20 protein-coding genes are annotated in these 24678 nt (G+C 72.3%); 9 read left to right on the top strand and 11 right to left on the bottom strand.

Annotated features, from left to right (window positions below):
• Positions 1 to 51: 51 nt before the first annotated feature.
• A complete protein-coding gene (locus ACWDR3_RS26160; protein ID WP_450355011.1) occupies positions 52 to 870 on the bottom strand; it encodes a DeoR/GlpR family DNA-binding transcription regulator in 819 nt (272 codons plus the stop codon).
• Positions 871 to 1159: 289 nt separating this feature from the next.
• Here ACWDR3_RS26160 and ACWDR3_RS26155 point away from each other — a divergent pair, with 289 nt between their 5' ends.
• Complete coding sequence (locus ACWDR3_RS26155; RefSeq protein ID WP_450355010.1) at positions 1160 to 3538, top strand: hypothetical protein; 2379 nt, start codon at positions 1160 to 1162, stop codon at positions 3536 to 3538.
• Here ACWDR3_RS26155 and ACWDR3_RS26150 read toward each other — a convergent pair.
• From ACWDR3_RS26150 to ACWDR3_RS26135, 4 genes are all read right to left on the bottom strand, one after another.
• Positions 3508 to 5934 carry a right-handed parallel beta-helix repeat-containing protein gene (locus ACWDR3_RS26150; protein ID WP_450355009.1) on the bottom strand — a complete coding sequence of 809 codons (2427 nt, stop codon included), beginning with the start codon at positions 5932 to 5934 and terminating at the stop codon, positions 3508 to 3510. The genes ACWDR3_RS26155 and ACWDR3_RS26150 overlap by 31 nt on opposite strands.
• Before the next feature lie 108 nt (positions 5935 to 6042).
• Complete coding sequence (locus tag ACWDR3_RS26145; protein ID WP_450355008.1) at positions 6043 to 6648, bottom strand: Rv1733c family protein; 606 nt, start codon at positions 6646 to 6648, stop codon at positions 6043 to 6045.
• A 198-nt stretch (positions 6649 to 6846) separates the two neighbouring features.
• Complete coding sequence (locus ACWDR3_RS26140; RefSeq protein WP_450355007.1) at positions 6847 to 7674, bottom strand: MOSC domain-containing protein; 828 nt, start codon at positions 7672 to 7674, stop codon at positions 6847 to 6849.
• A 42-nt stretch (positions 7675 to 7716) separates the two neighbouring features.
• Complete coding sequence (locus ACWDR3_RS26135; protein WP_124001155.1) at positions 7717 to 8145, bottom strand: DUF6643 family protein; 429 nt, start codon at positions 8143 to 8145, stop codon at positions 7717 to 7719.
• 301 nt (positions 8146 to 8446) lie between these two features.
• Here ACWDR3_RS26135 and ACWDR3_RS26130 point away from each other — a divergent pair, with 301 nt between their 5' ends.
• Positions 8447 to 9757 (top strand): TerD family protein, encoded by a 1311-nt coding sequence (locus ACWDR3_RS26130; protein WP_450355040.1) that lies wholly within the window; start codon positions 8447 to 8449, stop codon positions 9755 to 9757.
• Positions 9758 to 9773: 16 nt separating this feature from the next.
• Here ACWDR3_RS26130 and ACWDR3_RS26125 read toward each other — a convergent pair whose 3' ends face one another.
• Complete coding sequence (locus ACWDR3_RS26125; RefSeq protein WP_450355006.1) at positions 9774 to 10955, bottom strand: glycosyltransferase; 1182 nt, start codon at positions 10953 to 10955, stop codon at positions 9774 to 9776.
• A 57-nt stretch (positions 10956 to 11012) separates the two neighbouring features.
• On the opposite strand from ACWDR3_RS26125, the gene ACWDR3_RS26120 reads away from it, so the two are divergent.
• Together ACWDR3_RS26120 and ACWDR3_RS26115 are read left to right on the top strand one after the other, a co-directional pair.
• Positions 11013 to 11798 carry a glutamate racemase gene (locus ACWDR3_RS26120; protein ID WP_450355005.1) on the top strand — a complete coding sequence of 262 codons (786 nt, stop codon included), beginning with the start codon at positions 11013 to 11015 and terminating at the stop codon, positions 11796 to 11798.
• Positions 11799 to 11926: 128 nt separating this feature from the next.
• Positions 11927 to 12463, top strand: a complete 537-nt coding sequence (locus ACWDR3_RS26115; protein ID WP_402354507.1) for a hypothetical protein — start codon at positions 11927 to 11929, stop codon at positions 12461 to 12463.
• 23 nt (positions 12464 to 12486) lie between these two features.
• On the opposite strand, the gene ACWDR3_RS26110 is transcribed toward ACWDR3_RS26115, so the two are convergent.
• Positions 12487 to 13557, bottom strand: coding sequence for an O-antigen ligase family protein (locus tag ACWDR3_RS26110; protein ID WP_450355004.1), 1071 nt, complete (start codon positions 13555 to 13557; stop codon positions 12487 to 12489).
• Between the two features lie 229 nt (positions 13558 to 13786).
• On the opposite strand from ACWDR3_RS26110, the gene lnt reads away from it, so the two are divergent.
• Complete coding sequence (gene lnt, locus ACWDR3_RS26105) at positions 13787 to 15397, top strand: apolipoprotein N-acyltransferase (protein WP_450355003.1); 1611 nt, start codon at positions 13787 to 13789, stop codon at positions 15395 to 15397.
• Positions 15398 to 15465: 68 nt separating this feature from the next.
• Positions 15466 to 15945, top strand: coding sequence for an NUDIX hydrolase (locus ACWDR3_RS26100; RefSeq protein ID WP_450355002.1), 480 nt, complete (start codon positions 15466 to 15468; stop codon positions 15943 to 15945).
• Between the two features lie 41 nt (positions 15946 to 15986).
• Here the strand turns inward: ACWDR3_RS26100 and ACWDR3_RS26095 are convergent, their stop codons facing one another.
• Entirely contained in the window at positions 15987 to 16949 is a 963-nt protein-coding gene (locus tag ACWDR3_RS26095) for a GlxA family transcriptional regulator (RefSeq protein ID WP_450355001.1), read from the bottom strand.
• Positions 16950 to 17053: 104 nt separating this feature from the next.
• Here ACWDR3_RS26095 and ACWDR3_RS26090 point away from each other — a divergent pair, with 104 nt between their 5' ends.
• The gene (locus ACWDR3_RS26090; protein WP_450355000.1) at positions 17054 to 17692 is read left to right on the top strand and encodes an HD domain-containing protein; all 639 of its coding nucleotides are present in this window, start codon (positions 17054 to 17056) and stop codon (positions 17690 to 17692) included.
• A gap of 42 nt (positions 17693 to 17734) precedes the next feature.
• Here the strand turns inward: ACWDR3_RS26090 and ACWDR3_RS26085 are convergent, their stop codons facing one another.
• The gene (locus tag ACWDR3_RS26085; protein ID WP_450354999.1) at positions 17735 to 18601 is read right to left on the bottom strand and encodes a LysR family transcriptional regulator; all 867 of its coding nucleotides are present in this window, start codon (positions 18599 to 18601) and stop codon (positions 17735 to 17737) included.
• Positions 18602 to 18813: 212 nt separating this feature from the next.
• Here ACWDR3_RS26085 and ACWDR3_RS26080 point away from each other — a divergent pair, with 212 nt between their 5' ends.
• The gene (locus ACWDR3_RS26080; protein WP_124001165.1) at positions 18814 to 19251 is read left to right on the top strand and encodes a Fur family transcriptional regulator; all 438 of its coding nucleotides are present in this window, start codon (positions 18814 to 18816) and stop codon (positions 19249 to 19251) included.
• Positions 19252 to 19284: 33 nt separating this feature from the next.
• Positions 19285 to 21495 (top strand): catalase/peroxidase HPI, encoded by a 2211-nt coding sequence (gene katG / locus ACWDR3_RS26075; RefSeq protein ID WP_450354998.1) that lies wholly within the window; start codon positions 19285 to 19287, stop codon positions 21493 to 21495.
• 126 nt (positions 21496 to 21621) lie between these two features.
• Here katG and ACWDR3_RS26070 read toward each other — a convergent pair whose 3' ends face one another.
• Complete coding sequence (locus ACWDR3_RS26070) at positions 21622 to 23385, bottom strand: FAD-dependent oxidoreductase (protein WP_450354997.1); 1764 nt, start codon at positions 23383 to 23385, stop codon at positions 21622 to 21624.
• Positions 23386 to 23434: 49 nt separating this feature from the next.
• Positions 23435 to 24678, bottom strand: a 1244-nt coding sequence (locus tag ACWDR3_RS26065) for a dioxygenase family protein (RefSeq protein ID WP_450354996.1), incomplete at its 5' end; no start/stop codon positions are given.

Below are 24678 nucleotides of genomic sequence, written 5' to 3'. Positions count from 1 at the left end.
GCCCGGGGCCCACCGGGCGGATCCCGCCGGCGTCCGTGGGCCCCGGCGGGATCAGTCCTCCGGCTCGCCCGCCACCATCAGCTGCCGCAGGTGCTCGGAGATCTCCGCGCGCGCGGAACCCGGCAGCCCGGCGTCCGTCACCAGCGTGTCGACCTGCTCCAGCGCCGCGAACGAACTCAGCCCCACCACACCCCACTTGGTGTGGTCGGCGACCACCACGACCCGCCGCGCCGACTGCACGAGCCGCCGGTTGGTCTCCGCCTCCGCGAGGTTCGGCGTCGACAGACCGGCCTCGACCGATATCCCGTGCACACCGAGGAACAGCACGTCGAAGTGGAGCGCCGCGATCGCCTGATCGGCCACCGGACCCACCAACGAGTCGGAGGGCGTGCGCACTCCACCGGTCAGCACCACCGTGGCCGCGCCCTGCCGGGGGCCCGAGGTGCGCTGCGCCGCGTGGAAGACATCGGCGACCCGCACCGAGTTGGTGACCACGGTCAGGTCCGGCACGTCCAGCAGCTGATGGGCCAGGGCGTACGTCGTCGTACCGCCCGACAGCGCTATCGCCGTGCCCGGCGCCACCAACTGGGCCGCCGTGCGCGCGATGTCCTCCTTGGCCGACAGCTCCAGGCCGGACTTGGCCTCGAAACCGGGTTCGTGCGTACTCGCCTCCACGACGGGCACCGCGCCGCCGTGCACCTTCTCCAGCACACCCTGGCGGGCGAGCGCGTCGAGATCGCGGCGGACCGTCATGTCCGACACACCGAGCTTCCGCGTCAGCTCGTTGACCCGAACCCCGCCCCGACGCCGAACCTCGTCCAGGATCAGGGCGCGCCGCTGCTCCGCGAGGAGGTTCTGATTCTCACTCACGTACGCTCCGGTCCTTTCGCCTCAAGCCGTCCGACACGCCCCGCGCACCCGCTCCGACCACGACGTTCTCCCCGGCCCCGGTGCGTGGGCGTCCCATCCTCGCACGGGTCGCGGTCACCGGCGCCACCGGTCGCCCGCCGCGCACATGTCACTTGCGGCGCACGCGTTCCGCGCTTGTCACACGGATCGGGGAGATTCAGTGACAGGAGGTGTAGGGGGTGCCGAAAACGGCCATCCTTATTGCCCGCACGACAACAGCGGATGGCGCGTCACGGGGGAAGTGCGAACAGTGCAACGTGCGAAGGAACGCGTACAGGAACGTCCTGCGACCGGTGGGCCCGAGCGCCCCGGCGCACAGCCGGAACAGGCCGGAACGGCCCTGGAACTCCTGGTCCACGGCGTGGGCGGCACCACGCCCGAGAAGATGCTCGACGATCCGCGCACGGTGCGGATCAGCGGCGACGACACGGCGGCCGTCTTCCGGCGCGCCGACGACGTCGACGCGGAGAACCGACCCGACGAACAGCGCGGCGAACCGGTGCGCGAGGCGTACGTCTGGTGCAACCTCACCTCCGGCAACAGCGCCCGCGCCCTGTGGCTCCTGCTGCTGCCGTTCATGGTGGTCAACCTCGCGCACTGGATGCGCCCCGCCGCACGGGGCCACCGGCGGGCGGTGCGCCTGTACGGGCTGCTGGTGCGGCTGGTCGGACTGACCCTGACGGTGCTGCTGGTCGCCGCCGCATGCGAGGTCGCGCTCGACCTCGCCGCCTGGCAGTGCGCGGGCACGCACGCGTGCGCCGAGCAGCACTCCTGGCTGGGCTTCCTGTCGCCCGAGGCCTCGCACCACGGCTGGTGGAGCGACCCCGGCCGCCGGCTCGCCCTCGCGGCCGTCGTGCCCGCCGCGCTCACCTGCCTGCTCTGGTACCTCTCCCGGCGCACCTGGAGCGCCTACGAGTCCCAGCAGCCGATCTCCCGCAAGGCCGAGCCCGAGGAGGACACCGACGGCACGGCCCTGGGCCGGCCCGGCTTCTGGTACGGCCGCCGCCTGGTGGCCCGGCTCCGCGCCGCGCACACCGCGGCCGGGCTGCTGACGGTCGCCGCCGCGCTGGCCACGACCGCGGCCCGCTTCGACCGCGAGCCCGGCGGCTCCACGCTCCTCGACACCCTGGGCCGCTTCCTCGTCGCGGCCATCCTGGCCACCGCCTTCGGGGTGGTGTGGGTGGTCTGCCGCCGCGGCCGCAGCGAGAACTTCATCGACCGGCGCCTCGACGAACACCTCGTACGACGCCTGCCGCTCGGCGCGCTCGCCCTGCTCGTGCTCGCCGCCGTCTACGCCGGCTGGGAGCGCCCCGGATGGGTCTCCGCGGGGCGTCTGCCCGGGGACACCGCCTTCGGCACCGTCACGCTGGTCCAAGGCGGCCTGGTGATCGCGCTCGCCGTCGTCGCGCGCGTGCTGCACCGCACGCGCCCGGACCCGCGCGCCGCTATGCGCGGGCTGGGCGGACCCGCCGTCGCCATGCTCGCCTGCGCCCTCGGCGGCGTGATGTCCGGCGGGGTCTCCCAGCGGGTCTCCGACTGGCTGGACGGCACCGGCACCTCCCTCGCGGGGCCGCCGGTCCTGCTGACCTGGCAGGCGTCCGCGATCCCCGTACTGATCCTCGTCCTGCTGGTGCTCTGCGGCGGACTCGGCTGGCGGGCCTGGCTGCTGCGCCGCGCCGAGATGGGCACTGTCGAACTCGACTACGCGGGCGAGCCCAAGGACACCGCGCGCACCCACAAGATCGCCACCACGCGCGCGATGGCCACGCTCACCGACCGGGGTCCCCTCCTCGTCGCCGTCGTCTCCACCACGACCCTGCTCCTCGGCGCGGGCGCTCTGTTCGGGGCGTTCACCACCGACAAGGCACCGGCCCAGGCCGCACTGCCCGCGCACGCCTTCGTGCACGGCGCCGCCCAGACCGCCCAGGCGCTCGGCTCCTGGCTGATCGGACTCGGCTTCATACTCTTCGTCACCTGGGGCCGGCGCGCCTACAAGGACGCCTCCGCGCGGCGCACCATCGGCATCCTCTGGGACGTCGGTACCTTCTGGCCGCGCGCCGCCCACCCCTTTGCCCCGCCCTGCTACGCCGAGCGCGCGGTCCCCGACCTGACCTGGCGCATGGCGACCTGGACCCGCGCCACCGGCGGCCGGCTCGTCCTGTCCGGGCACTCGCAGGGCAGCGTCCTCGCCGCCGCGGCCGCCTGGCAGCTCAAGCCCGTCGTTCGCAAACGGGTCGCCCTGCTGACATACGGCTCACCGCTGGAGCGCCTGTACGGCCGCTGGTTCCCGGCCCACTTCGGGCCGGCCGCGCTCAGCTCCCTGCACCAGGACGTCGACTGCTGGCGCAACCTCTACCGGCTCACCGACCCGATCGGCGGCCCGGTCGGCCTGCCCGGCGACTGCGGTCCGGAGGTGGACTGCGGCCCCCTGAAGGACCCGCTCGCCTACGGCCGCACCGGGCTGCACCCGCTGCCCGCGCCGGTGCTCGGCCACTCCGACTACCAGGCGGATCCGGCCTTCGCCGAGGAGCGGGAGCGGCTGCTGGCGCGGCTGCTGCCCGATCTGCCGGCCCCGCGTCCCGAGGCCGGGGCGCCGGCTCAGGCGGACTCGGGCAGGTCCTCGGCGTAGAGGAGGGTCAGGTCGTCCTTGCTCGGCTCGGCGAGCTGGGCGACCCGGCTCGCGTGCCGCTCGACCATGCCCTCGAAGGTCTGGCGGGCGGTCCGGCCGTTGCCGAACGCCGGGCCCTTCGGGATCGCCGTGAAGTACTTCAACAGCGCCTCCGGAGCGCCCGGTGCCAGCCGGTACTCGTGCTCCTCGGTCTGCTGCTCCACGATCCGCAGCAGCTCCTCGGGCCCGTAGTCGCCGAAGGTGATGGTCCGTGAGAACCGCGACGCGACACCGGGGTTGACCGACAGGAACCGCTCCATCTCCGCGGTGTAGCCCGCGACGATCACCACGACGGCGTCCCGGTGGTCCTCCATCAGCTTCACGAGCGTGTCGATGGCCTCCCGGCCGAAGTCCCGGCCCGAGTCCTCCGGGGAGAGTGCGTAGGCCTCGTCGATGAACAGCACACCGCCGCGCGCCCGGTCGAAGGCCTCCTGGGTGCGGATCGCCGTCGAGCCGATGTGCTCGCCCACGAGGTCGACGCGGGACACCTCGACCAGATGCCCCTTCTCCAGCACACCGAGGGAGGCGAGGATCTCGCCGTAGAGGCGTGCGACCGTCGTCTTGCCGGTGCCGGGGGAACCGGTGAAGACCAGGTGGCGCTTGACGGAGGCCGCCTTGAGGCCCGCCTGCTGGCGGCGTCGGCCGACCTCGATCATGTCGGTGAGCGCCCGCACCTCGCGCTTGACGCTCTCCAGGCCCACCAGCGCGTCCAGTTCACCCATCACGGACTGCGAGGTCCGCGCCGGCTGCTCCGGCTCCGCGGCGGCGGTGACCAGGGGCTCCTGCTCGCCCGCGCGCTGCCCGGGGATCGCGCCCAGCAGACCCGCGGACTGGCCCGCGCCCTCGACTGCCGTCTCCCGCAGGCTCGCGCTCTCGTCGCTGGTGCAGTCCTCCACGACGGGACCCGTGCCGGCGCCGGCGTCCGGGCCCGCGTCCGCGAACTCGTACCCACCGCGCGCGCAGCGCTCCGTGCGGCACTTGCGCAGGGTCGCGCGGCAGCCGTCTATGACATGGAAGCCATAGCCGCCGCTGCCCGTCACCCGGCAGTTGAGGAAGCTGCCGCGCCCGCCCGCCGACACGTAGAAACCCGCCTCGGCCGGCGCGTCGACCGTGCACCGCTCGATGGTGGGGTCGGCGCCCTTGGTGACGATCACGCCGGTCTGCGTGCCGTCCACCGTGCAGTTGTTGAGCGTGCCGCCGCTGCCGTGGTCACGGAACCAGGCGCCCGTCGCCGCGTCCCGGATCCGGCAGTCGTCGAGCTGCGCGGTGGCGCCGTCGCTCACCGACACGGCCGTGTTGCGCACTTGCGAGATGTCGCTGTCGACGACGTCCGCGCGCGAGCCGCGGTCCAGGACGAACAGCGCGTCCGGCACGTCGTGCACTCGGCAGGAGTCCAGTACGGCGGTGGCGCCGTCGCTGACCCAGACGGCCGGGTAGTCGCCGGTGCTGTCGAAGATCTCGCACTGGTTGGCGTCCACGCGCGTGCCCGGGTCCCACACCGACAGGCCGTTACGCCCGAACTGACGGACCGTTGTGCGGGTCAGCGTGAGCACCGAACGGGAGCGCAGGTCGACCGCGTTCTCCGGGATGTCGTGGATGCGGCAGTCGGCCAGGGTCAGCACCGCGTCCGTGTCGAGCGTGACGCCGTCTCCGGTGGTGCGGTGCACATCGCAGTCCGTGAGGTGCGCGGTGGCGCGGCCGGTGACCTGGACGCCGCTGCCCCGGACCTCGTAGATCTCACAACCCACCGCTTCCAGCGCGGAGTTCTCCCCGGTCGCCGCCAGGCCCGAGCCCGAGGCGTGATGGATCCGGCAGCGCTCCAGGCGCGGGTGCCCGCCGCCGCGCACCGAGACGCCCGACTGACCGGCGGAGACGACCTCGCACTCCTCGAACACCCCGCCCCCGCCGTCGAGTACGGCGATACCGACGCCGGCCGGGTTGTCGACCGTGCAGCGCCGCACCGTCGGCCGGGCGCCGCCGCGCACCTCGATACCGGCCGCGGAGCGCGTGACGATCCGTACGTCCGTCAGCTCGGGCGTGCCCTCCTCGACGAGCAGGGCGGGGGAGGCCGCGTCCTGGCCCTCCACGTGCAGGTCCTGCACCACGGCCGAGGCGCGCACGGTGAGCGGCACCCCGTCCAGGGGCGCGATCCGTACGGAGCCAGGGGAGCCCTCGGGGCCGCGCAGGGTCACCGCCCGCTGGACGACGAGGTTCTCCCGGTAGGTGCCGGGGGCGACGGTGAGCACGTCCCCGTCGGCCGCGGCCTCCAGGGCGGCGGCGAGCGACGCGTACTCACCCGTGCGGCGGCGCCACCTCGATGTACCGGTGTGCGTCACCTGGACCGTGCCCTGTGCCATGGCGTTGCTGTGCCCCCACCTCGTGGTACGCGGGTTGATGCCGACAACGTTCGGCCGGTCCACCGTAGCGTGCGTGCGGCCGGTGGGTTGACCAGTGCCGGAATGCCGTCAACTGCCGGTACCGGTCCGGCCCCAGTCCGGACCCGCCCGGTCCCAGGCCTGGTCCCAACGGGCGTACCGGCGGCGGACCATGCGCCACACGACCAGCCGCCGGGCGGCCTCGACCAGACCCGCGGTGAACAGGGCGGCGCCGAACCCGGCCAGGACCGCGTGGGTCGTCGCCGTCGCGGAGTCCAGCGGGCGGGCCGTCGGCCGGCCGTGCGCGTCCGTCCATATCCCGAAGTGGTCGCCGCGGTGCGGGGCTTTGAGGTTCGCCAGGGCCTGGCCGTGCTGGGCGGTGCCGTCCGGGCCGGTCCAGTCGGCGATGACACGGCTGCGCACCATGCGGGAGGAGGAGGTCTCGGGGTCGGTGTCCATCGGCGAGCTGTCCAGCTTGCGGACCACGGTGGCCGTGACCAGGTGCCGGGCCTTGCGCTGGTCCCGCACGGCCTGCTGCAGGGCGTCCTGGGCGACACCGCCGGCGAGGGCGCCGACCACCGGCGCGACGAAAAGGATCAGCAGCAGCGCTGTCAGAGCCAGCCAGGCCTCGACCAGATCGGTCGTGCGGCGCAGCGGATTGCGCCGCCAGCGCCAGAGCCCACCGAGTGTCCGCACCGTCCGCACCCCCTCCCTCTCCGTGATAACTCCGCCGACCGCCGTTCACGCGGGGACCCGGTCAAAGAGAGAGCGAAATCACCTGGGACCGGGACCTCTCATGAACTTCTTACGCATCCTCAACGCGCCGGGCCCCGGCCCCGGTTCCCGCGTCCCGGGCCTTGTCCGGATCTTTCCGCCGACGGCGCGGAAGGGCGGCTATTCGACGATCGTCACCGGGTCGCCGACGTGGATCGTGCCGCGCGAGAGGGGCACGAGATTCTGGCCGAAGACCAGCTTGCCGCCGATGCGGCGGTGCCGCCCCAGCGTGTGCAGCGGCTCCCGGCCCCGGTCGGCGGTGCGCTGGTCGGTGGTGGTCACGACACAGCGCCCGCAGTTCTTCGTGACGCGGAAGGGAACCTCGCCGATGACGATGCGGGACCAGTCGTCCTCGGCCCAGGCGGCGGTCCCGGACAGGACCACGTTCGGGCGGAAGCGGTTCATCGGCAGGGGGCCCTCGGCCGGGTGATCACCCTGCGCGATCAGGGAGTTGAGGGCGTCGAGGGAGGCGGCCGCGGTGGCCAGCAGCGGGTAGCCGTCGGCGAAGGACACGGTCTCGCCCGGGCGGGCGTACTCCGGGTCGACGGGCCGGCGCATGGCCGGGTCGTCCATGTGCACCAGGCGGATCTCGGCGCCGAGGTAGGCGCTGCACCAGGCGTGCGCGGCCTCGTCCTCGGCGAGGACGCCCTCGACCTTGTCGCGGAAGATCTCCACCGGCACCGTGCCCACCGGCCGTGGCACGGACACGGTCAGCGGCTCCATGCCGGGCGCGGACATACGAACGCCGCCGCCGGGCACGAGCTCGGCGGCGGCCAGGGCGAGTCGCGGCTGCTGACGTTGTGTGACGACCTTTCCCCCTGCGTCGATCAGCACCCAGCGCCGGTCTCCGGCCAGACCCCAGGGCTCCACGTCGGCCTGCCGGGGCGCGAGGCCCCGGAACGCCTTGACCGGATGGACGTGGATCGACTGCAGTCGCGCGCTCCCCATGACGCCATCGTGCCAGGGCCGACGGCGATCGGGGAGGACGCGCTAGTAGCCGCCGCCGCGGTACTGCTGCTGGTTGTTGTACGGGTCCTGGTACTGGGCGGGGCGGGGCGCCGCGGGGCGCATCGCCTCGTAGCCCGTACCCGGTGCCATCGGGCGCTGTTGCTGCGGCTGCTGGGGACCGGGGTAACCGCGCGGAGCGGTCGACTGCGGCGGGATGTACGCCGCGGGAGCCTGCTGGAGCGGGGACGGCTGGGCGGCCTGCGGATAGCCGTACTGGGAGGGACCCGCCGGGAGGGCGGGGAGTGCCGACGGCAACGCGGGCAGGTGACTGCCTGGTGCGTCGTAGGCGGCGGGAACCCGGATCGGAGCGATCTGCGGGGTGCCCCGCTCGGCGACGAGCCTGTCGTAGATCGGAGTGTCCGGGAAGGCGGAGTAGTAACCGCCGCCATAAGTGGAGCGGGGGGAGGTCATGGCACATAAGTTAAGCCCACGATGTGCTGGTTGGGGAGACCGATAAGAGGGTTGTTTTCCGTGTCGGCAGTGACGCGGGACCCCCAATGCGAGCGAACTCGGCAAAATAGGGCGCCGACCTGCGTTCGGATCCTGTAAAGGTCGAGTTCCGAGCCGGTTACCAGGGGTTGACCACGAGTGATCCTGTGCCCCTCATGGGAGTTCGCTGTCCCGGGGAATAGGTTGGTCGGGTAGAGAAGCCGAACAGGGCTGCCGGGACATGGACCTGGCGCGATGACACGTGATGGGGGCGGTCATGTCAATGCCGAAAGGATCGAATGTGCCGGTGCCGACGACGGCCCTGCGCGTCGAATTGGGCTGGCGTTCAGGTCCGGGCGTACCGGACGCCGACGCCTCGGCCCTCCTCCTGGTGGGCGGCAAGGTCAGGTCGGACGGCGACTTCGTGTTCTACAACCAGCCCGCGCACGCGTCCGGCGCGGTCCGGCACGAGGGCAAGCGCGACGGCGGCGGCAGCATCACGGACACGCTCGTCGTCGACCTCGCGCGCGTGGAGCCCGCGATCGAGACCGTCGTGCTCGTCGCGTCCGCCGACGGCGGTACGTTCGGACAGGTCCCGGACCTGTACATCGAGGTGCGCGACGCCGCTCAGAACACCGTGGCCGCCCGCTTCGACAGCACCGGCGCGAGCGTCGAAACCGCTTTCGTGCTCGGTGAGTTCTACCGCCGCCAGGGTGCCTGGAAGTTCCGCGCCGTCGGCCAGGGCTACAGCAGCGGACTCGAAGGGCTCGCCAGGGACTTCGGTATCACGGTCGACGAACCGCAGCAGGCCGCACCGACACCGACCCCGACGCTCGTCACACCCCCGGCGCCCGCGCCCGTCGCCCCGCCGGTGACCGCGTACCCGCCCGTCGCGCCGCCCGTGACGATGCCGCCGCCGCCCGCGGCACCCCCGGCGGCACCGCCCGCCGCTCCCGTGCGCCTCACCAAGGTGACGCTCACCAAGTCCGCCCCCTCGGTCTCGCTGACCAAGCAGGGCGGCACCTCGGGCGCCATGCGGGTCAACCTCAACTGGCAGACGCGCAAGCAGTTCTCGGGCTGGGGCAGCAAGCGGGGCCGCGCGGTCGCCAACCACTCGGACCTCGACCTGGACCTGTGCGCCCTGTACGAACTCACCGACGGCAGCAAGGGAGTCGTCCAGGCCCTCGGCAACGCCTTCGGGTCCCTGCACCGTCCTCCCTACCTGCACCTCGACGGGGACGACCGCAGCGGAGCCGTCGAGAGCGGCGAGAACCTCACCATCAACCTCGACCACAAGCAGGACTTCCGGCGCATCCTCGTCTTCGTGACCATCTATGAGGGCGCGCGTTCGTTCGCCGACCTGCACGCCACGGTCACCCTGCAACCCCAGTACGGCGCCCCGATCGACTTCTCGCTCGACGAGTGCACCGTCCCCTCCACGGTGTGCGCGCTCGCCCTGATCACCAACACCGGCAACGACCTGGTCGTGCAGCGCGAGGCCCGCTACCTGGTGCCCGAGCGTGGAGTGAGCCCGCAGCGGACCATCGACTACGCCTATGGCTGGGGCATGAACTGGACTCCCGGCCGGAAGTGACACTCCCCAGGGCTCGCTAGAGGGCGTGCTCGTCGGGGACGGTGTCCGGACGCGCGTAGGTGCGGCCCTTCCAGGCCGCACCGCGCCCCCGGTAGTGCTGCACCGCGGAATCGACCGTCATGAGGAGGTAGAGGAACGCGGTGAACGGCAGCAGGGGAGCGAGCCAGAGCGGCTGGCGGTAGTAGCGGAGCATCGGGACGTACGTGCCCGTCATCACCAGCCAGGCCAGACCGCCGGCGAGAGCGGCCGCGGTGTCCCCGACGGCCGCGCCCGCGATCAACGTCACCGGCGGTACCAGATAGACCAGCGCCAGGCCCAGGACCGTACCGAGCAGCAGCAGCGGGTTGTGGCGCAGCTGCGCGTACGCGCTGCGCGAGACCATCCGCCACAGGTCGTGCAGGCGCGGGTAGGGCCGCACGCTGTCGACCCGCTCGGCAAGGCCCAGCCAGATCCGGCCGCCCCCGCCTTTGACCGCCCGCGCGAGCGCGACGTCGTCGATGACCGCGTGCCGGATGGCGTCGGGGATCCGCGCCCGCTCGGCGGTCTCGGCGCGCAGCAGCACACAGCCGCCCGCCGCGGCTGCCGTACGCGTGCGTGCGCCACCGATGCGGCGGAACGGATACAGCTGCGCGAAGAAGTAGACGAAGGCCGGCACCACCAGCCGCTCCCACACGCTCTCCACCCGCAGCCGCGCCATCTGGGAGACGACGTCGAAGCCGCCGGTGCGGGCGGCGGCGACCAACTCCCGCAGGCTGTCGGGCGCGTGCGCGATGTCCGCGTCCGTCAGCAGCAGGTACTCGGGTCCACGCGCGCGTGCCAGACCGATGCCGTGACGTACGGCCCACAGCTTGCCGGTCCAGCCCGCCGGGGGTTCGCCGGGCGAGTCGACGGTCAGCGGCAGCCCGCCGTACGTGCGGGCGAGCTCGCGGGCCAGGTCACCCGTGCCGTCCGAACTGCCGTCGTCGATCAGGAAGATCTCCGCCCGCCCGGGATAGTTCTGCGCGAGCAGCGATGGCAGACTCGCGGGCAGTACGGCCGCCTCGTCGCGCGCGGGGACGACCACGCAGACCGACGGCCACACGTCCGGCTCCTCGCGGCGCGGCAGCCTGATATCCGTGCGCCAGAAGAAGCCCTGACAGAGCAGCAGCCAGAGCCAGGCGGCGAGTGATACGACGGCAATCCACGCGATGGCGCTCACCCGCGCAGTCTGCCCCACCCCACCGGCCGGAAAAGGCTCATCGTCTATCGTGGCCGGGTGAAGATCGCGCTGATGGACTCCGGAATCGGTCTGCTGGCGGCCACCGCCGCGGTACGGCGGCTGCGACCCGACGCCGATCTCGTGCTCTCCCTGGACCCCGACGGCATGCCCTGGGGACCCAGGACCCCCGAGGACCTCACCGAGCGCGCCGTGGCCGTCGCCGAGGCCGCCGCCGCGCACCGGCCCGCCGCCCTGATCGTCGGCTGCAACACCGCGACCGTGCACGCCCTGCCCGCCCTCCGCGCCCGCCTCGAACCCGAGATCCCGGTCATCGGCACCGTCCCGGCGATCAAGCCGGCCGCGGCCGGCGGCGGACCCCTCGCGATCTGGGCCACCCCCGCCACCACCGGCAGCCCCTACCAGCGCAACCTCATCGCGGACTTCGCCGACGGAGTCCCGGTCACCGAGGTCCCCTGCCACGGGCTCGCCGAGGCCGTGGAGCACGCGGACGAGGAGGCGATCGACGCCGCCGTGGCCGCTGCGGCCGCCCTCACTCCGGCCGAGGTAACGACCGTCGTCCTGGGCTGCACCCATTACGAACTCGTCGGCGAGCGCATCCGCGCCGCCGTCCAGCGCCCCGACCGCCCGCCGCTCGTCCTGCACGGCTCGGCGGGTGCCGTGGCCGCTCAGGCGCTGCGGCGCATCGGCGAGCAGCCCGCCCCCGAGGCTCCCGCCACCGGCACGCTGACGGTGCTGCTGAGCGGACGCGAGGGCGCGCTGCCCGCACCCGCCCTCGCCTACGCGGAAGGCCGACTGCTCCGGACGGTCAGCCCGGCACGCTGACCTACCGGCCACCGGGCCACCGGCTACTGGCAGGAAACGGACGGCTCGGGTCCGGCAACCGCCCGGTCGGCGGAGCAACTCTCCGCGACCCGGTACCCGCGCGGCGAAACCTGAGTAATCTCGTAGGCATGAGGGACCACCCCCACCCCGAGAAGACCCAGCACCCCGACCTCTGGACCGGACGCGCCACCAACCGGGTCCAGTGGCTGCTGGCACTCGGCGGCGCGGCCTGCCTGGCGCTCGGCATCGAGCTCGCCGTCGACTCCGCCTGGAAGTCCGGCGTCGCCCCGCTCGCCATGGCCGTCGTCGGCTGCATCGCGGCCGGACTGCTGGTCATCTTCGGCACCCTCGCCTTTGTGCACGTCGACCTGAAGCTCGACAAGGAGTCCCTCGAAGTGCGCTGCGGCCACATCGGTGTGCCGCGCCGCCGCATCCCGCTCTCGCACGTGGCCGGCGCCGAGTTCGACGCGCACGTCACCCCGCGTCAGTGGGGCGGCTGGGGTTATCGCTGGCGGCCCGAGAAGGGCACCGCCGTCGTCGTACGCCGGGGCGAGGGCGTGGTCCTGAGCCTGTGGGACGGTCATACGTTCACGATCACCGTGGACAACGCGGAGGCGGCCGTACGGGCGATCAAGGACAGTCTGCGGCCCGGTTCGACGCGCTGAGCGCGGAGGGCTGACGGCGAAGGTCAGTCAGGCGTCAGCCGGTCGCGGTGTCTTCGGACATGTGTCTCGCGGGGTGGTGAGTCGTCGGCGAGAGGTCTCGCGGTGGCGAGGCCGGCCAGCAGACCCGCGCCGACCGACACGGCGGTGAAGCTCAGGGCGTTGCCGATGGAGGCGATCGCCGCGAGGCCGGTCAGGGCCGCGCCCGCCGTGAGCACGACCGGCGTGGGGCGCGGCGAGCGCCACAGCGCGTACAGCACCCAGCAGAAGGCCGCCCCCAGCAGGGCGACGCCCACCACGCCCTCCTCCGCGGCCTGTTGCAGCGGCGCGGAGTGCGGCTTGCCGTCCGAGAGCAGCGTCCGGGTCGCCGTCGTGCTCAGCTCGCCGAAACGGCCCGGGCCGACGCCAAGGCCCGCGTTGTGGCGGGCCAGCTCCAACGCGTCGTGCCACAACTCGATCCGATGCCCGGTCAATTGGGCCGCGAGCGACTCGTCCAGGCCTTCGGGCACCGCGTTCCCGGCGAGCGCCCAGACCAGACCGGTCACCAGCGCGGCGGTCAGGGCCAGTCCCGCGATGCCGAGCCCCCGGCTGCGCATCCGCCCTGCGGCCAGCGAGCAGAGCAGGACGCCGACGCAGGTGATGAGCCCGGTGGTCGAGCCGACGACGGCCGCGGTCACCGTGATCCCGGCGCCGAGCGCGCCGAGGGCGAACCGCAGGGCCGGCACCTCGGTCGCCCAGGCGGCGCAGCACGCGGCGCCGGTGCACAGGGTCAGCAGGCCCGCGGTGGCACCGGCGTGCCCGAGCGGGGCGTAGATCTGCGGTCCCGGTGCGAGATGGGGGACGGCCACCAGCAGCACCACCCCGGCCAGCGCTCCCGCGCAGGGTGCGGCGACGGGCACGAGCGCTCCGCAGATCCGCCCCACGGCATAGCCGGCGGCCACGGCGAGGATCGCCAGCAGCACGCCCTCGGGGCGACCGTCATGGGCACCCGCCGTGATCAGGGCCCACGAGGCGCAGGCCCCGAGCACCACCACGCCCGCCGCGTCCGAAACGTTTCGTCTCTCGCCGTCCTCCCCAGGACCGGCCACAGACGTCATCCCAGTGGAACCCACCCAGCCCCCACCCGGTCGGCGCCCCCGGACCTCGCTCGGCCCGTCATCCGGCGGTTGACGGAGGCTCCGGCACACCGTAACCGCTGATGGACGTTTTGTGGATGAGTTGGGCAGAGATGTGCACGAACGAGGCGACGGTCACGCCTGGTGGCGCCCGGTGCCGCCATCCGGACCGCGCTGTCGGCGCCAAGGTCACCCGCCGTACACTCTCGGAGTGACCGTCACCGCAACCTCCGTGGACGAGTCGGACACGGCGGGGCCCGAGGCCTCGCCCGCGTCCGGCGTGGCACGGCTCCTACGCCTCGTCCCGGCCCTCGTCGCCGCGCTCTCCGGAGTGCTGCTCTACGTCAGCTTCCCGCCACGCACCCTGTGGTGGCTGGCCCTGCCGGCCTTCGCGGGGTTCGCCTGGGTGCTGCGGGGGCGCGGCTTGAAGGCCGCGTTCGGTCTCGGCTACCTCTTCGGTCTCGGCTTCCTGCTGCCGCTGCTGGTGTGGACCGGTGTGGAGGTCGGTCCCGGACCGTGGCTGGCGCTGGTCGCCGCCGAGGCGGTCTTCGTCGCCCTGGTCGGCGTGGGCGTCGCCGCCGTGTCGAAGCTGCCCGGCTGGCCGCTGTGGGCGGCCGCCCTGTGGATCGCGGGCGAGGCGGCACGCGCGCGTGTGCCCTTCCACGGCTTCCCCTGGGGCAAGATCGCGTTCGGCCAGGCCGACGGTGTCTTCCTGCCGCTCGCCGCGGTCGGCGGCACCCCGGTGCTCGGCTTCGCGGTCGTCCTGTGCGGCTTCGGCCTCTACGAGGCGGTCCGGCTCGGCATCGACGGCCGCCGCACCCGCACCGTACGGCGGTCTGCCGCGGCCGTGGCCCTGCTGAGCGTGGCCGTCCCGGTCGTCGGCGCGCTGGCGGCCCGGACGCTGGTCAGCGACAAGGCCGAGGACGGCTACGCGACCGTCGCGGTCATCCAGGGCAATGTGCCCCGCGCCGGACTGGAGTTCAACGCCCAGCGGCGAGCCGTGCTCGACTACCACGCGCGCGAGACGGAACGCCTGGCCGCCGAGGTCAAGGCCGGCAAGATCGCCAAGCCGGACTTCGTGCTGTGGCCGGAGAACTCCTCAGACGTCGACCCGTTCGCCAACTCCGACGCGCGCGCGGTCATCGACAAGGCGGCGAAGGCGATCGGCGTCCCCATCTCGGTCGGCGGGGTCGTCGAGCGCGACGGCAAGCTCTGGAACGAGCAGATCCTGTGGGACCCGGTGAAGGGTCCCACGGACACCTACGACAAGCGGCAGATCCAGCCCTTCGGCGAGTACCTGCCGATGCGCTCCCTGATCGGGGCCATCAACAGCAACTGGACCTCGATGGTCCGCCAGGACTTCAGCCGGGGCACCAAGCCGGGCGTGTTCGACATGGCCGGCACCAAGGTCGGCCTGGTCACCTGCTACGAGGCCGCCTTCGACTGGGCCGTGCGCTCCGAGGTCACCGACGGCGCCCAGATCATCTCCGTACCGAGCAACAACGCGACCTTCGACCGCAGCGAGATGACCTACCAGCAGCTCGCGATGTCCCGGGTGCGGGCGGTCGAGCACAGCCGGACCGTCACCGTGCCGGTCACCAGCGGTGTCAGCGCGATCATCATGCCGGACGGGAAGATCACGCAGAAGACCGGCATGTTCGTCGCCGACCACCTCGTACAGAAGGTGCCCCTGCGGTCTTCCGAGACCCCGGCCACCCGGCTCGGCATCCTTCCCGAGATCGCGCTGGTGCTGATCGCCGCGGGCGGAGTGGGCTGGGCGATCGCCTCTGGTGTGCGCGGGCGACGCGCCGGTGACGCGTAGCCGTACGCCGGACACACGCTCCCTGATGGGCGCGGGCAGGGCACGAACTCCCGGTTAGGGTCGGGGACATGGCTACTCCTGACTTCATCCGTGAGATCCGTGCCTCGGCCGGTCACCAGTTGCTGTGGCTCCCCGGCGTCAGCGCCGTCGTCTTCGACGACGAAGGCCGGGTCCTGCTCGGGCAGCGCGCCGACAACCACAGGTGGGCGCTGATCTCCGGCATCCCCGACCCGGGCGAGCAGCCCGCGGTCGCCATCGCGCGGGAGGTGGAGGAGGAGACAGGCGTCCGGGTCGTCGTCGAGCGGATGATCGCCGTGCGGTCCGGGCGGCAGGTGACCTATCCCAACGGTGACCACTGCCAGTTCATGGACCTCTGTTTCCGCTGCCGCGCACTCGGCGGCGAGGCCCGGGTGAACGACGACGAGTCCCTGGCGGTCGGCTGGTTCGCGCTGGACGACCTGCCCGAGCTGACCGACTACCACCACTTCCGGATCAAGCAGGCGCTGTCCGACGAGCCCACCTGGTTCGAGCCCGCGAGTTCCGAGTGACGTGAGGGCGGCACCCTCAGGCGCCCTGAGACGGCTACGGGCTACGTCGGCTGCGGGCGGGTGGTGGCGAACCGCCTGCGGTACTCGGTCGGGGTGGTGCCCAGGTGGCGGGCGAAGGCGCGGCGGAGGGTCTCGTCGCTGCCGAGTCCGCTGCGCTGGGCCGCCGAGGTCACGCTGTGCCCGTCGAGGAGGAGTTGGCGGGCGCGGTCGAGGCGGACGCGCTCGACCCAGCGGGCGGGCGTGGTGTCCAGCTCGGTCTGGAACAGCCGGGTCAGGTGCCGGGTGCTGACGGCGGCGGCCGCGGCCATGGCCGGGAGGCTGTGGTTGGCGCCCGGGTCGGCCAGCACCGCCGTGGTCAGCGTGCGCAGCAGGTCGCTGCGGGCCGGCGGGGTCATCAGCGCCGTGGAGAACTGCGACTGCCCGCCCGGGCGTTGCATGAAGACGACCAGCTCACGCGCCGCCTCCCGGGCCGCGTCCGCCCCGTGGTCGTCCTCGACCAGCGCGAGGGCCAGATCGATGCCCGCGCTGATGCCCGCGGAGGTGAGGTAGCGGCCGTCCCGGACATGGAGGGCGTCCGGCTCGACCCGCACCCGGGGGTGGCGCCGGGCCAGCGCCTCGGCCTGCCGCCAATGGGTGGTCGCCCTGCGCCCGTCCAGCAGACCCAGCTCGGCCAGAACGAAGGCACCGGTGCACACCGAGGCCACGCGCGACGCCCGCTCGGCGAGGACAGCGGCCGCGGCCAGCAGCTCCTCCTCGACGGGCGGCACCGCGAGCCGGTCGGCTCCGGCGACCACGAGCGTGTCCACCGGTCCCGCATCCTCGGCCGCCAGCGTCCGCGCCAGCACCACTCCCGAGGCCGTCGTGACATCACCCCCGCGCGGTGAGACCAGTACGGGCTCGTAGCGGGGATCGGCCCGTCCGGCCTTGAGCAGCACCTCCAGCGGACCGCTGACGTCCAGCAGGGTCACGCCGTCGAACACGAGGAAGGCGACCCGATGCGTCATGTCTGAATCTGTGGGTTGTACGGCAGTGAGGACACGGCGCCAGGATAGGTCACCGCGCGAGCCTGAAGGAGGTCACCGACCGACAGAACGAGGAAGGCAGCATCATGAGCGAAACGATCGCGGATGTACGGATCCCGGACAGCGCACTGGCACGGGAGGCGACCGAACTGGTGCGGGACGCCGCCTCACCCCTGCTGTTCGACCACTCGCGGCGGGTGTTCCTCTTCGGATCGCTGCGCGGCCGGGAACAAGGGCTGACCTTCGACCCCGAACTGCTCTACGTGGGCGCGATGTTCCACGACCTGGGACTGACCGAGCGGTTCCGCCGTACCGACCAGCGGTTCGAGATCGACGGCGCCGACGAGGCCCGCCGCTTCCTGCGCGCGCACGGCATCGACGGCGACCCGGCCGACCGGGTCTGGACGGCCATCGCCCTGCACACCACCCCCGAGATCCCGCTGCACATGGCGCCCGAGGTGGCCCTGGTCACCCGCGGGGTGGAACTGGACGTCCTGGGCATCGGCTACCACGCCGTGTCCGACGAGCAGCGCGCGGCCGTCGTCGCGGCCCACCCCCGCCCGGACTTCAAGAACCGCATCCTCGCCGCCTTCACCGAGGGCATCGAGGACCGCCCCGACACGACCTTCGGCAACGTCAAGGCGGACGTGCTGGCCCACTTCTCGCCCGGGTTCGTGCGCGGCGACTTCGTCGAGGTCATCAAGAGCTCGGACTGGCCCGAGTAGCGGGGGAGTCACATGGTCGACCCGGTCGTCGGCGCGGCCGGGTCACCGCTGCGTGATGTGGCGCAGGAGCGCGGTCACGGCCGGGGGCAGTTCCCCGCGCGGGTGGACCACGCGTACCGACCACGCGGGTGCGTGCCCGGTGAAGGGGCGTACCGCGAGGTCGGGGAACCGGGCCGCCAGGGACGGCGGCATGATGCACACCCCGAGGCGGTGCCGGACCAGGTCGGTGGCCGCCAGCAGGTCGTTCACCTCGAAGGTGACCGTGCGCTCCAGGGACGCCGTGCGGAAGGCCCGATCGACCGCGTGCCGGACCGCCCAGCCGGGGGAGAAGTCCACCAGCGGCAGCCGAGCCGCCTCGGCGAGCGTCACCGGGCCCTCGGAGGGCAGGCCGTCCGCCGCCGGGGCGGTCACCAGGACCATCTCCTCCCGCAGGAGCAATCGGGTCGTGAGGCCGCGCTGCAGCGGAGCGTCCAGCGCGGCCACGGCCAGGTCGACGGTGCCGTCGCGCAGGGCCTGCGGGATGTCCTCGGCCGGCGACTGACGCAGCCGTACCACCACGCCCGGGTGTTCCCGATGGAAACCGGCCAGCGCCTCGGCGCCGCCGTACAGGCCCTGCATGACGCCGATCGTGAGCTCGCCGCGCAGCTCTCCCTGCGCGAGGTCGACCGCGGTCCTGGCCTCCTCGGCGGCGCGCAGGGTGGCGCGGGCGGCCGGCAGGAAGGCGTGCCCCGCGGGGGTCAGCGACACCCGGTGGGTGGAGCGCTGGAACAGCGTCGCGCCCAGCTCACGCTCCAGGGCGCGGACCGTGCTGGACACCGCGGACTGCACGACATGCAACCGCCGGGCCGCCGCGCTGAACCCGCCCTCCTCGGCGACCGCGACGACCACCTCCATCTGACGAAGGTCCATGGCGTCCTCCTCGGTTGTCCCGGTCCGGCCATCTCATCCGCAGATGACCACCAGCCTGAACCATCTGTGCCGAAACCTGACCCGCCACGCCCACCTTCGTGCGTGCAACGCCGGGGTCCGCGTGGCACAGTCCTGACCGTCGTCCCGACGACACTTAACTTGCGCGATTCGTTTTCTTGAATCATTAGTGTTTGTGCCGGTAGGTTGGCGCCATGACCGCATCCCAGCCTCCGACCACCGCAGATGAGCTGCGCGGTGCCGGCCTGCGGGTGACGGCCGCTCGCGTCGCGCTGCTCGAGACCGTCCGGGGCGGTGATCACCTCGGGGTCGAGGCGATCGCGTCCGGGGTGCGCGAGCGCGTGGGCCACATTTCCGTACAAGCCGTGTACGACGCACTTCACGCGCTCACCTCGGCGGGACTCATACGCCGTATCGAACCGGCCGGCAGCCCCGCCCGGTTCGAGGGGCGCGTGGGAGACAACCACCACCACGTGCTGTGCCGGTCCTGCGGCGCCGTCGCCGATGTCGACTGCGCCGTCGGCGACGCCCCCTGCCTGACCGCCTCCGACGACCACGGCTTCTCGATCGACGAGGCCGAGGTCATCTACTGGGGCCTGTGCCCCGCCTGTAGCAACGCCCCCAGCTCCTGAGCAACGTGATTCACCCAGTTCGGAAGGATTCCCATGTCTGAGAACCACGACGCAATCGTCACGGACGCGAAGTCGGAGGACGCCGGGGGCTGCCCCGTCGCGCACGGGCGCGCCCCGCACCCGACCCAGGGCGGCGGAAACCGTCAGTGGTGGCCGGAGCGGCTCAACCTGAAGATCCTCGCCAAGGACCCGGTGGTCGCGAACCCGCTCGGTGCGGACTTCGACTACGCCGAGGCGTTCCAGGGTCTCGACCTCGCGGCCGTCAAACAGGACATCGCCGAGGTACTGACCACCTCCCAGGACTGGTGGCCGGCGGACTTCGGCAACTATGGCCCGCTGATGATCCGTATGGCCTGGCACAGCGCCGGCACCTACCGCATCAGCGACGGCCGTGGCGGTGGCGGCCGCGGTCAGCAGCGCTTCGCGCCGCTGAACAGCTGGCCGGACAACGGCAACCTCGACAAGGCCCGCCGTCTGCTGTGGCCGGTGAAGAAGAAGTACGGCCAGTCCATCTCCTGGGCCGACCTGCTGATCCTCACGGGCAACGTGGCGCTGGAGACCATGGGCTTCGAGACCTTCGGCTTCGGCGGCGGCCGCGCCGACGTCTGGGAGGCCGACGAGGACGTGTACTGGGGTCCCGAGACCACCTGGCTCGACGACCAGCGCTACACCGGCGACCGCGAGCTGGAGAATCCGCTCGGCGCCGTCCAGATGGGCCTCATCTACGTCAACCCCGAGGGCCCGAACGGCAACCCGGACCCGCTGGCCGCGGCCCGCGACATCCGTGAGACCTTCCGCCGCATGGCGATGAACGACGAGGAGACCGTCGCCCTCATCGCCGGTGGCCACACCTTCGGCAAGACCCACGGTGCCGGCCCGGCGGAGAGCGTCGGCGACGACCCCGAGGCCGCCTCCATCGAGCAGCAGGGCCTGGGCTGGAAGTCCACCTACGGCACCGGCAAGGGCGGCGACGCGATCACGTCCGGCCTTGAGGTCACCTGGACCACCAAGCCCACCCAGTGGAGCAACGACTTCTTCGACATCCTCTTCGGCTACGAGTGGGAGCTGACCCAGAGCCCCGCCGGCGCCAACCAGTGGGTGGCCAAGGACGCGCAGGCGATCATCCCGGACGCCCACAGCGACGCCAAGAAGCTTCCGACGATGCTCACCACCGACCTCTCGCTGCGCTTCGACCCGATCTACGGTGAGATCTCGAAGCGCTTCCACGAGAACCCGGCGGAGTTCGCGGACGCCTTCGCCCGCGCCTGGTACAAGCTGACCCACCGCGACCTGGGCCCGAAGTCCCTGTACCTCGGCCCGGAGGTCCCGTCCGAGACCCTGCTGTGGCAGGACCCGCTGCCGCAGGCCGAGGGCGAGGCCATCGACGCGGCCGACGTGACGGCCCTCAAGGCGAAGATCCTCGCCTCGGACCTGACCGTCTCGCAGCTCGTGTCCGTCGCCTGGGCGTCCGCCTCCACCCACCGCGGCAGCGACAAGCGCGGCGGCGCCAACGGTGCCCGCATCCGCCTGGAGCCGCAGCGCGGCTGGGAGGCCAACGACCCCGACCAGCTCGCGCAGGTGCTCCGGGTCCTCGAAGGCATCCAGCAGGAGTTCAACTCCGGCGCCAAGAAGGTCTCCCTGGCCGACCTGATCGTCCTCGGCGGTGCCGCCGCGGTCGAGAAGGCCGCCAAGGACGGCGGCGTCGACGTGGAGGTCCCCTTCACGCCGGGCCGTGTGGACGCGACGGAGGAGCACACCGACGTCGAGTCGTTCGCCGCGCTGGAGCCGACCTCCGACGGCTTCCGCAACTACCTCGGCAAGGGCAACCGCCTCCCCGCCGAGTACCTGCTGCTCGACCGGGCGAACCTGCTCACGCTGACCGCCCCCGAGCTGACCGTCCTCGTCGGCGGCCTGCGTGTCCTGGGCGCCAACCAGGGCCAGTCCACGCACGGTGTCCTCACCGACAAGGTCGGCACGCTGACGAACGACTTCTTCGTCAACCTGCTCGACATGGACACCACGTGGTCGTCGACGTCCTCGGACCAGCAGACCTTCGAGGGCCGCGACGCCTCCGGTGCCGTCAAGTGGACCGGCACCCGTGCCGACCTGGTCTTCGGCTCGAACTCCGAACTCCGCGCGCTCGCCGAGGTGTACGCGAGCGATGACGCGAAGGAGAAGTTCGTGAAGGACTTCGTCGCCGCCTGGGCCAAGGTCTCCGACCTGGACCGGTTCGACCTCGTCTGAGACCCCGTCCGACCGCTCCGGCGGTCATGACAGCCTGATGTCCGGGCCGGCCCACGGGGGCCGGCCCGGACGTTCGCGTTGCGGCGGTTCCGGGGGAGGGTCTCCTGCGGAGAGGGTCCTACGCCGTCAGCGGTCCAGGACCGACTTCAGCGCCCGCGTCAACTCCGCACCCGCGTCGGCCGCGTCCGCCGGCGGGGACGTACGCCGCCACGCGATGTACCCGTCGGGGCGTACCAGCAGACAGCCGTCCTCCTCGATCTCGCTGAGCCGGTACCAGTCGCCGTACGCGTCCCGGGCGCCCTCGGCGCCGATGCGGACCAGGCGCAGCGGCACGCCCAGTTCGGCCACCACCTTGCGCACGGCGTCCTGCCAGATGCCGCCGGAGACTCCGGTGACCAGGGAGAAGGCGCCCTTGCCGACCAGGTCGAGGGTGGAGACGCGGTGGCCGGAGGCGTCGATCAGCCAGCTGTGCGGGATCTTCGCACCGGGGCGGGTGGTGGGCCGGTGGTACAACTCCCGGTCGTCCGGCCACAGTTCCTCCGGTCCTCCGTCGTCGAGGACGGCGGTGGAGGCGTAGCGCTGGTTGAGCTCGACGCCGTGCGCGTTGAACTCGTAGTTCTTGAGCTCCACCGCCCGCTCCAGCTCGCGTCGGCGCTTGGCGCCCGCCGCGTCCTGAGTGCGGCAGGCCTCCAGCGCGCGCTCGATGCCGTCCGCGTCGCTGCCGCCGCCGATGCCCAACGCCTCGAAGATCGGCCCGAATTGATCGCGGCTCAGATTGGCGCGGTCGACGATCTGCTTGCCGATCGGGGCCCGTTCCGAGCTGTAGGTGTCCAGCAGAGCGGGTCCTGCCTCGCCGCGGATCACCATCGCGAGCTTCCAGGCCAGGTTGAAGGAGTCCTGGATCGAGGTGTTGGAGCCGAGGCCGTTGGACGGCGGATGCCGGTGCACGGCGTCGCCCGCGCAGAAGACCCGGCCGGCCGAATAGGCGGTGGCGTAGCTGTGGTTGACCGTCCACAGGGACGTCGACGTGATCTCCACGTCCAGGTCGGGGGCGCCCACGAGATCGCGCACGATCCGGCGGGCCTCGGCCTCGTCCACCTCCGGCGGTGGCCGCTCGATGTCGTACCCCCACACCAGCAGCCACTCGTCCCACGGGCGGACCATGCGCACCAGGCCCATGCCGATGCCGCCGGTCTCGGCGCCGGGCTGCATCACCCAGTACAGGACGCTGGGGCGGTGGGCCACGTGGGCGGACAGGTCGGCCCGGAAGACGATGTTCATGCTGCCGGCCTTGCCCTCCTGGCCGGCGATCGGCAGCCCGATCTGCTCGGCGACGAGGCTCCGGCCGCCGTCCGCGCCGATCAGATAGCGGGCTCGCAGGGTGAACTCGTCGCCGCGCACGCGGTCGCGCAGATACGCGGTGACACCGTCCTCGTCCTGTTCCAGGCGCAGGAACTCGGTGTCGAAGCGGGCCTTGGCGCCGCGCGCCGCCGCGTTCGAGACCAGGAGCGGTTCCATGTACGTCTGGGGCAGGTCGATCATGGGGGACGGGCTGGCGGCCGTGTACTCGCTGAGCCGGTCGTCGCCGGTGCCCCAGGTGCGGATCCGGGCGATCTCCTCGCCCGCGATCGACGTGCAGAAGACCGTGTCGCCCATGAGGTGTTGAGGAGTTCCGGCGGCGAGCGCCTCCTCCTCGACGCCCAGGTCGCGCAGCACCTCCAGGGTGCGCTGGTTGGTGATGTGGGCGCGGGGGGTGTTGGCCACCCACCCGTACTTGTTGATCATCGTGACCCGTATGCCGTAACTGGCGAGCAGCAGCGCGGCCGTCCCGCCGGCCGGGCCGCTGCCGACGACCAGGACGTCGGTGTCGTAAGTGGTTGCGCGGCTCATGGTGTTCGTCGTCTCCTGCGAGGTCGAATCCTGCGGGGTCGAAGCCGGGTCAGGCACCCGGGGCCAGGCGGAAGGTGTAGGTGAGGCGGTGCCAAGGGCCGTCCACGGCACGGCCGTCGGGGGTCGGGCCCTTCTGCTCGGGGTAGTCCACGACGAGCGCGTCCTTCACGCCGAAGACCGTGTCGTCGTCGATGTACTGACCGCCCGCGACGAAGAGTTGGGTGATCAGGGTCTTGCGGCCGGGAGCGCCGATCATGAAGTGGACGTGCGGTGCGCGGAAGGGATGCCGGGCGGTGGCGTCCAGGAGTTGACCCACCGGGCCGTCGTCCGGGATGGGGTACGGAACCGGCACGAGCGACCAGAAGACGAGCCGGCCGTCGGTGTCGGTGTGGAAGCGGGCGCGCAGCACCGGCCCGTCCTGGTCCGGTAGTTGGACGTCGTAGAAGCCGTCGGCGTTGGCCTGCCAGACGTCCACGACCGCGTCCGCGATCGGCGCGCCCTCGATGTCGGTGACCCGCACGTCCACGTACAGCGGGTCTCCGTCCAGTCCCGCGGCGATGTCGTCCCCGTGCGCCCGCGGCGGCGGGCCCTCGACGTAGAACGGGCCGAGCACCGCGGACGGAGTGGCCTCGGTGGTACGGGAGTTGGTGAGCACGTCCACCGCGCTGGACACGCCCAAGGTGTCCGAGAGCAGGATGAACTCCTGACGGGTGGGGCCGCTCAAGTGGCCGGTGCGGGTGAGGAATTCGATCGCCAGGTTCCACTCCGCCTGGGTCAGGTCGTTGTCGGCGGCGAAGCCGTGCAGGTGGCGGACCAGGTCGGTGAGCAGCTGCCGGGTGCGTGCGTCGGGTGCGCGGTCGAAGCTGGTGGTGACCTCGCCGAGCAGGGTGTGCAGTTGGGCGGCGAGCGGGTCGCCGGGCGGCGGGCGGTGACCGGACCAGGCGTCCTGGAGGAGGGTGGCGATCCCGTCCGCGGTCACCGGGCGCGGGTTGGGGTACGGGGTGGCGGTGGCGAGTTCGACCGTGCGCGGGAGGTCCTCGGCCGCCATGCCCAGGTCGCGCAGGGCGCGGGGGCCGTCGAGCGAGGTGACGAGGTCGTACACGGCGATGGGCGCGTCCGGGGCGGGACCCGCGCCCGGGCCGGACAGCGCGCGGGCGATCCGGCGCATCGCGTCCTCGGCGGCGGGCGCGTTGTACGCCATCGCGTGCGGCAGCACCACGGTGTGCGTGTCGGCGTGCGGCAGGCCGAAGGAGCCGCCGAGCGTGTGGCACAGCTTGTGGTGCAGGCCCATGC

It is taken from the genome of Streptomyces sp. NPDC001002, from assembly GCF_053599215.1.
Note: the sequence above shows the minus strand (reverse complement) of the source record. Positions and strands in the feature narration are given on the sequence as shown.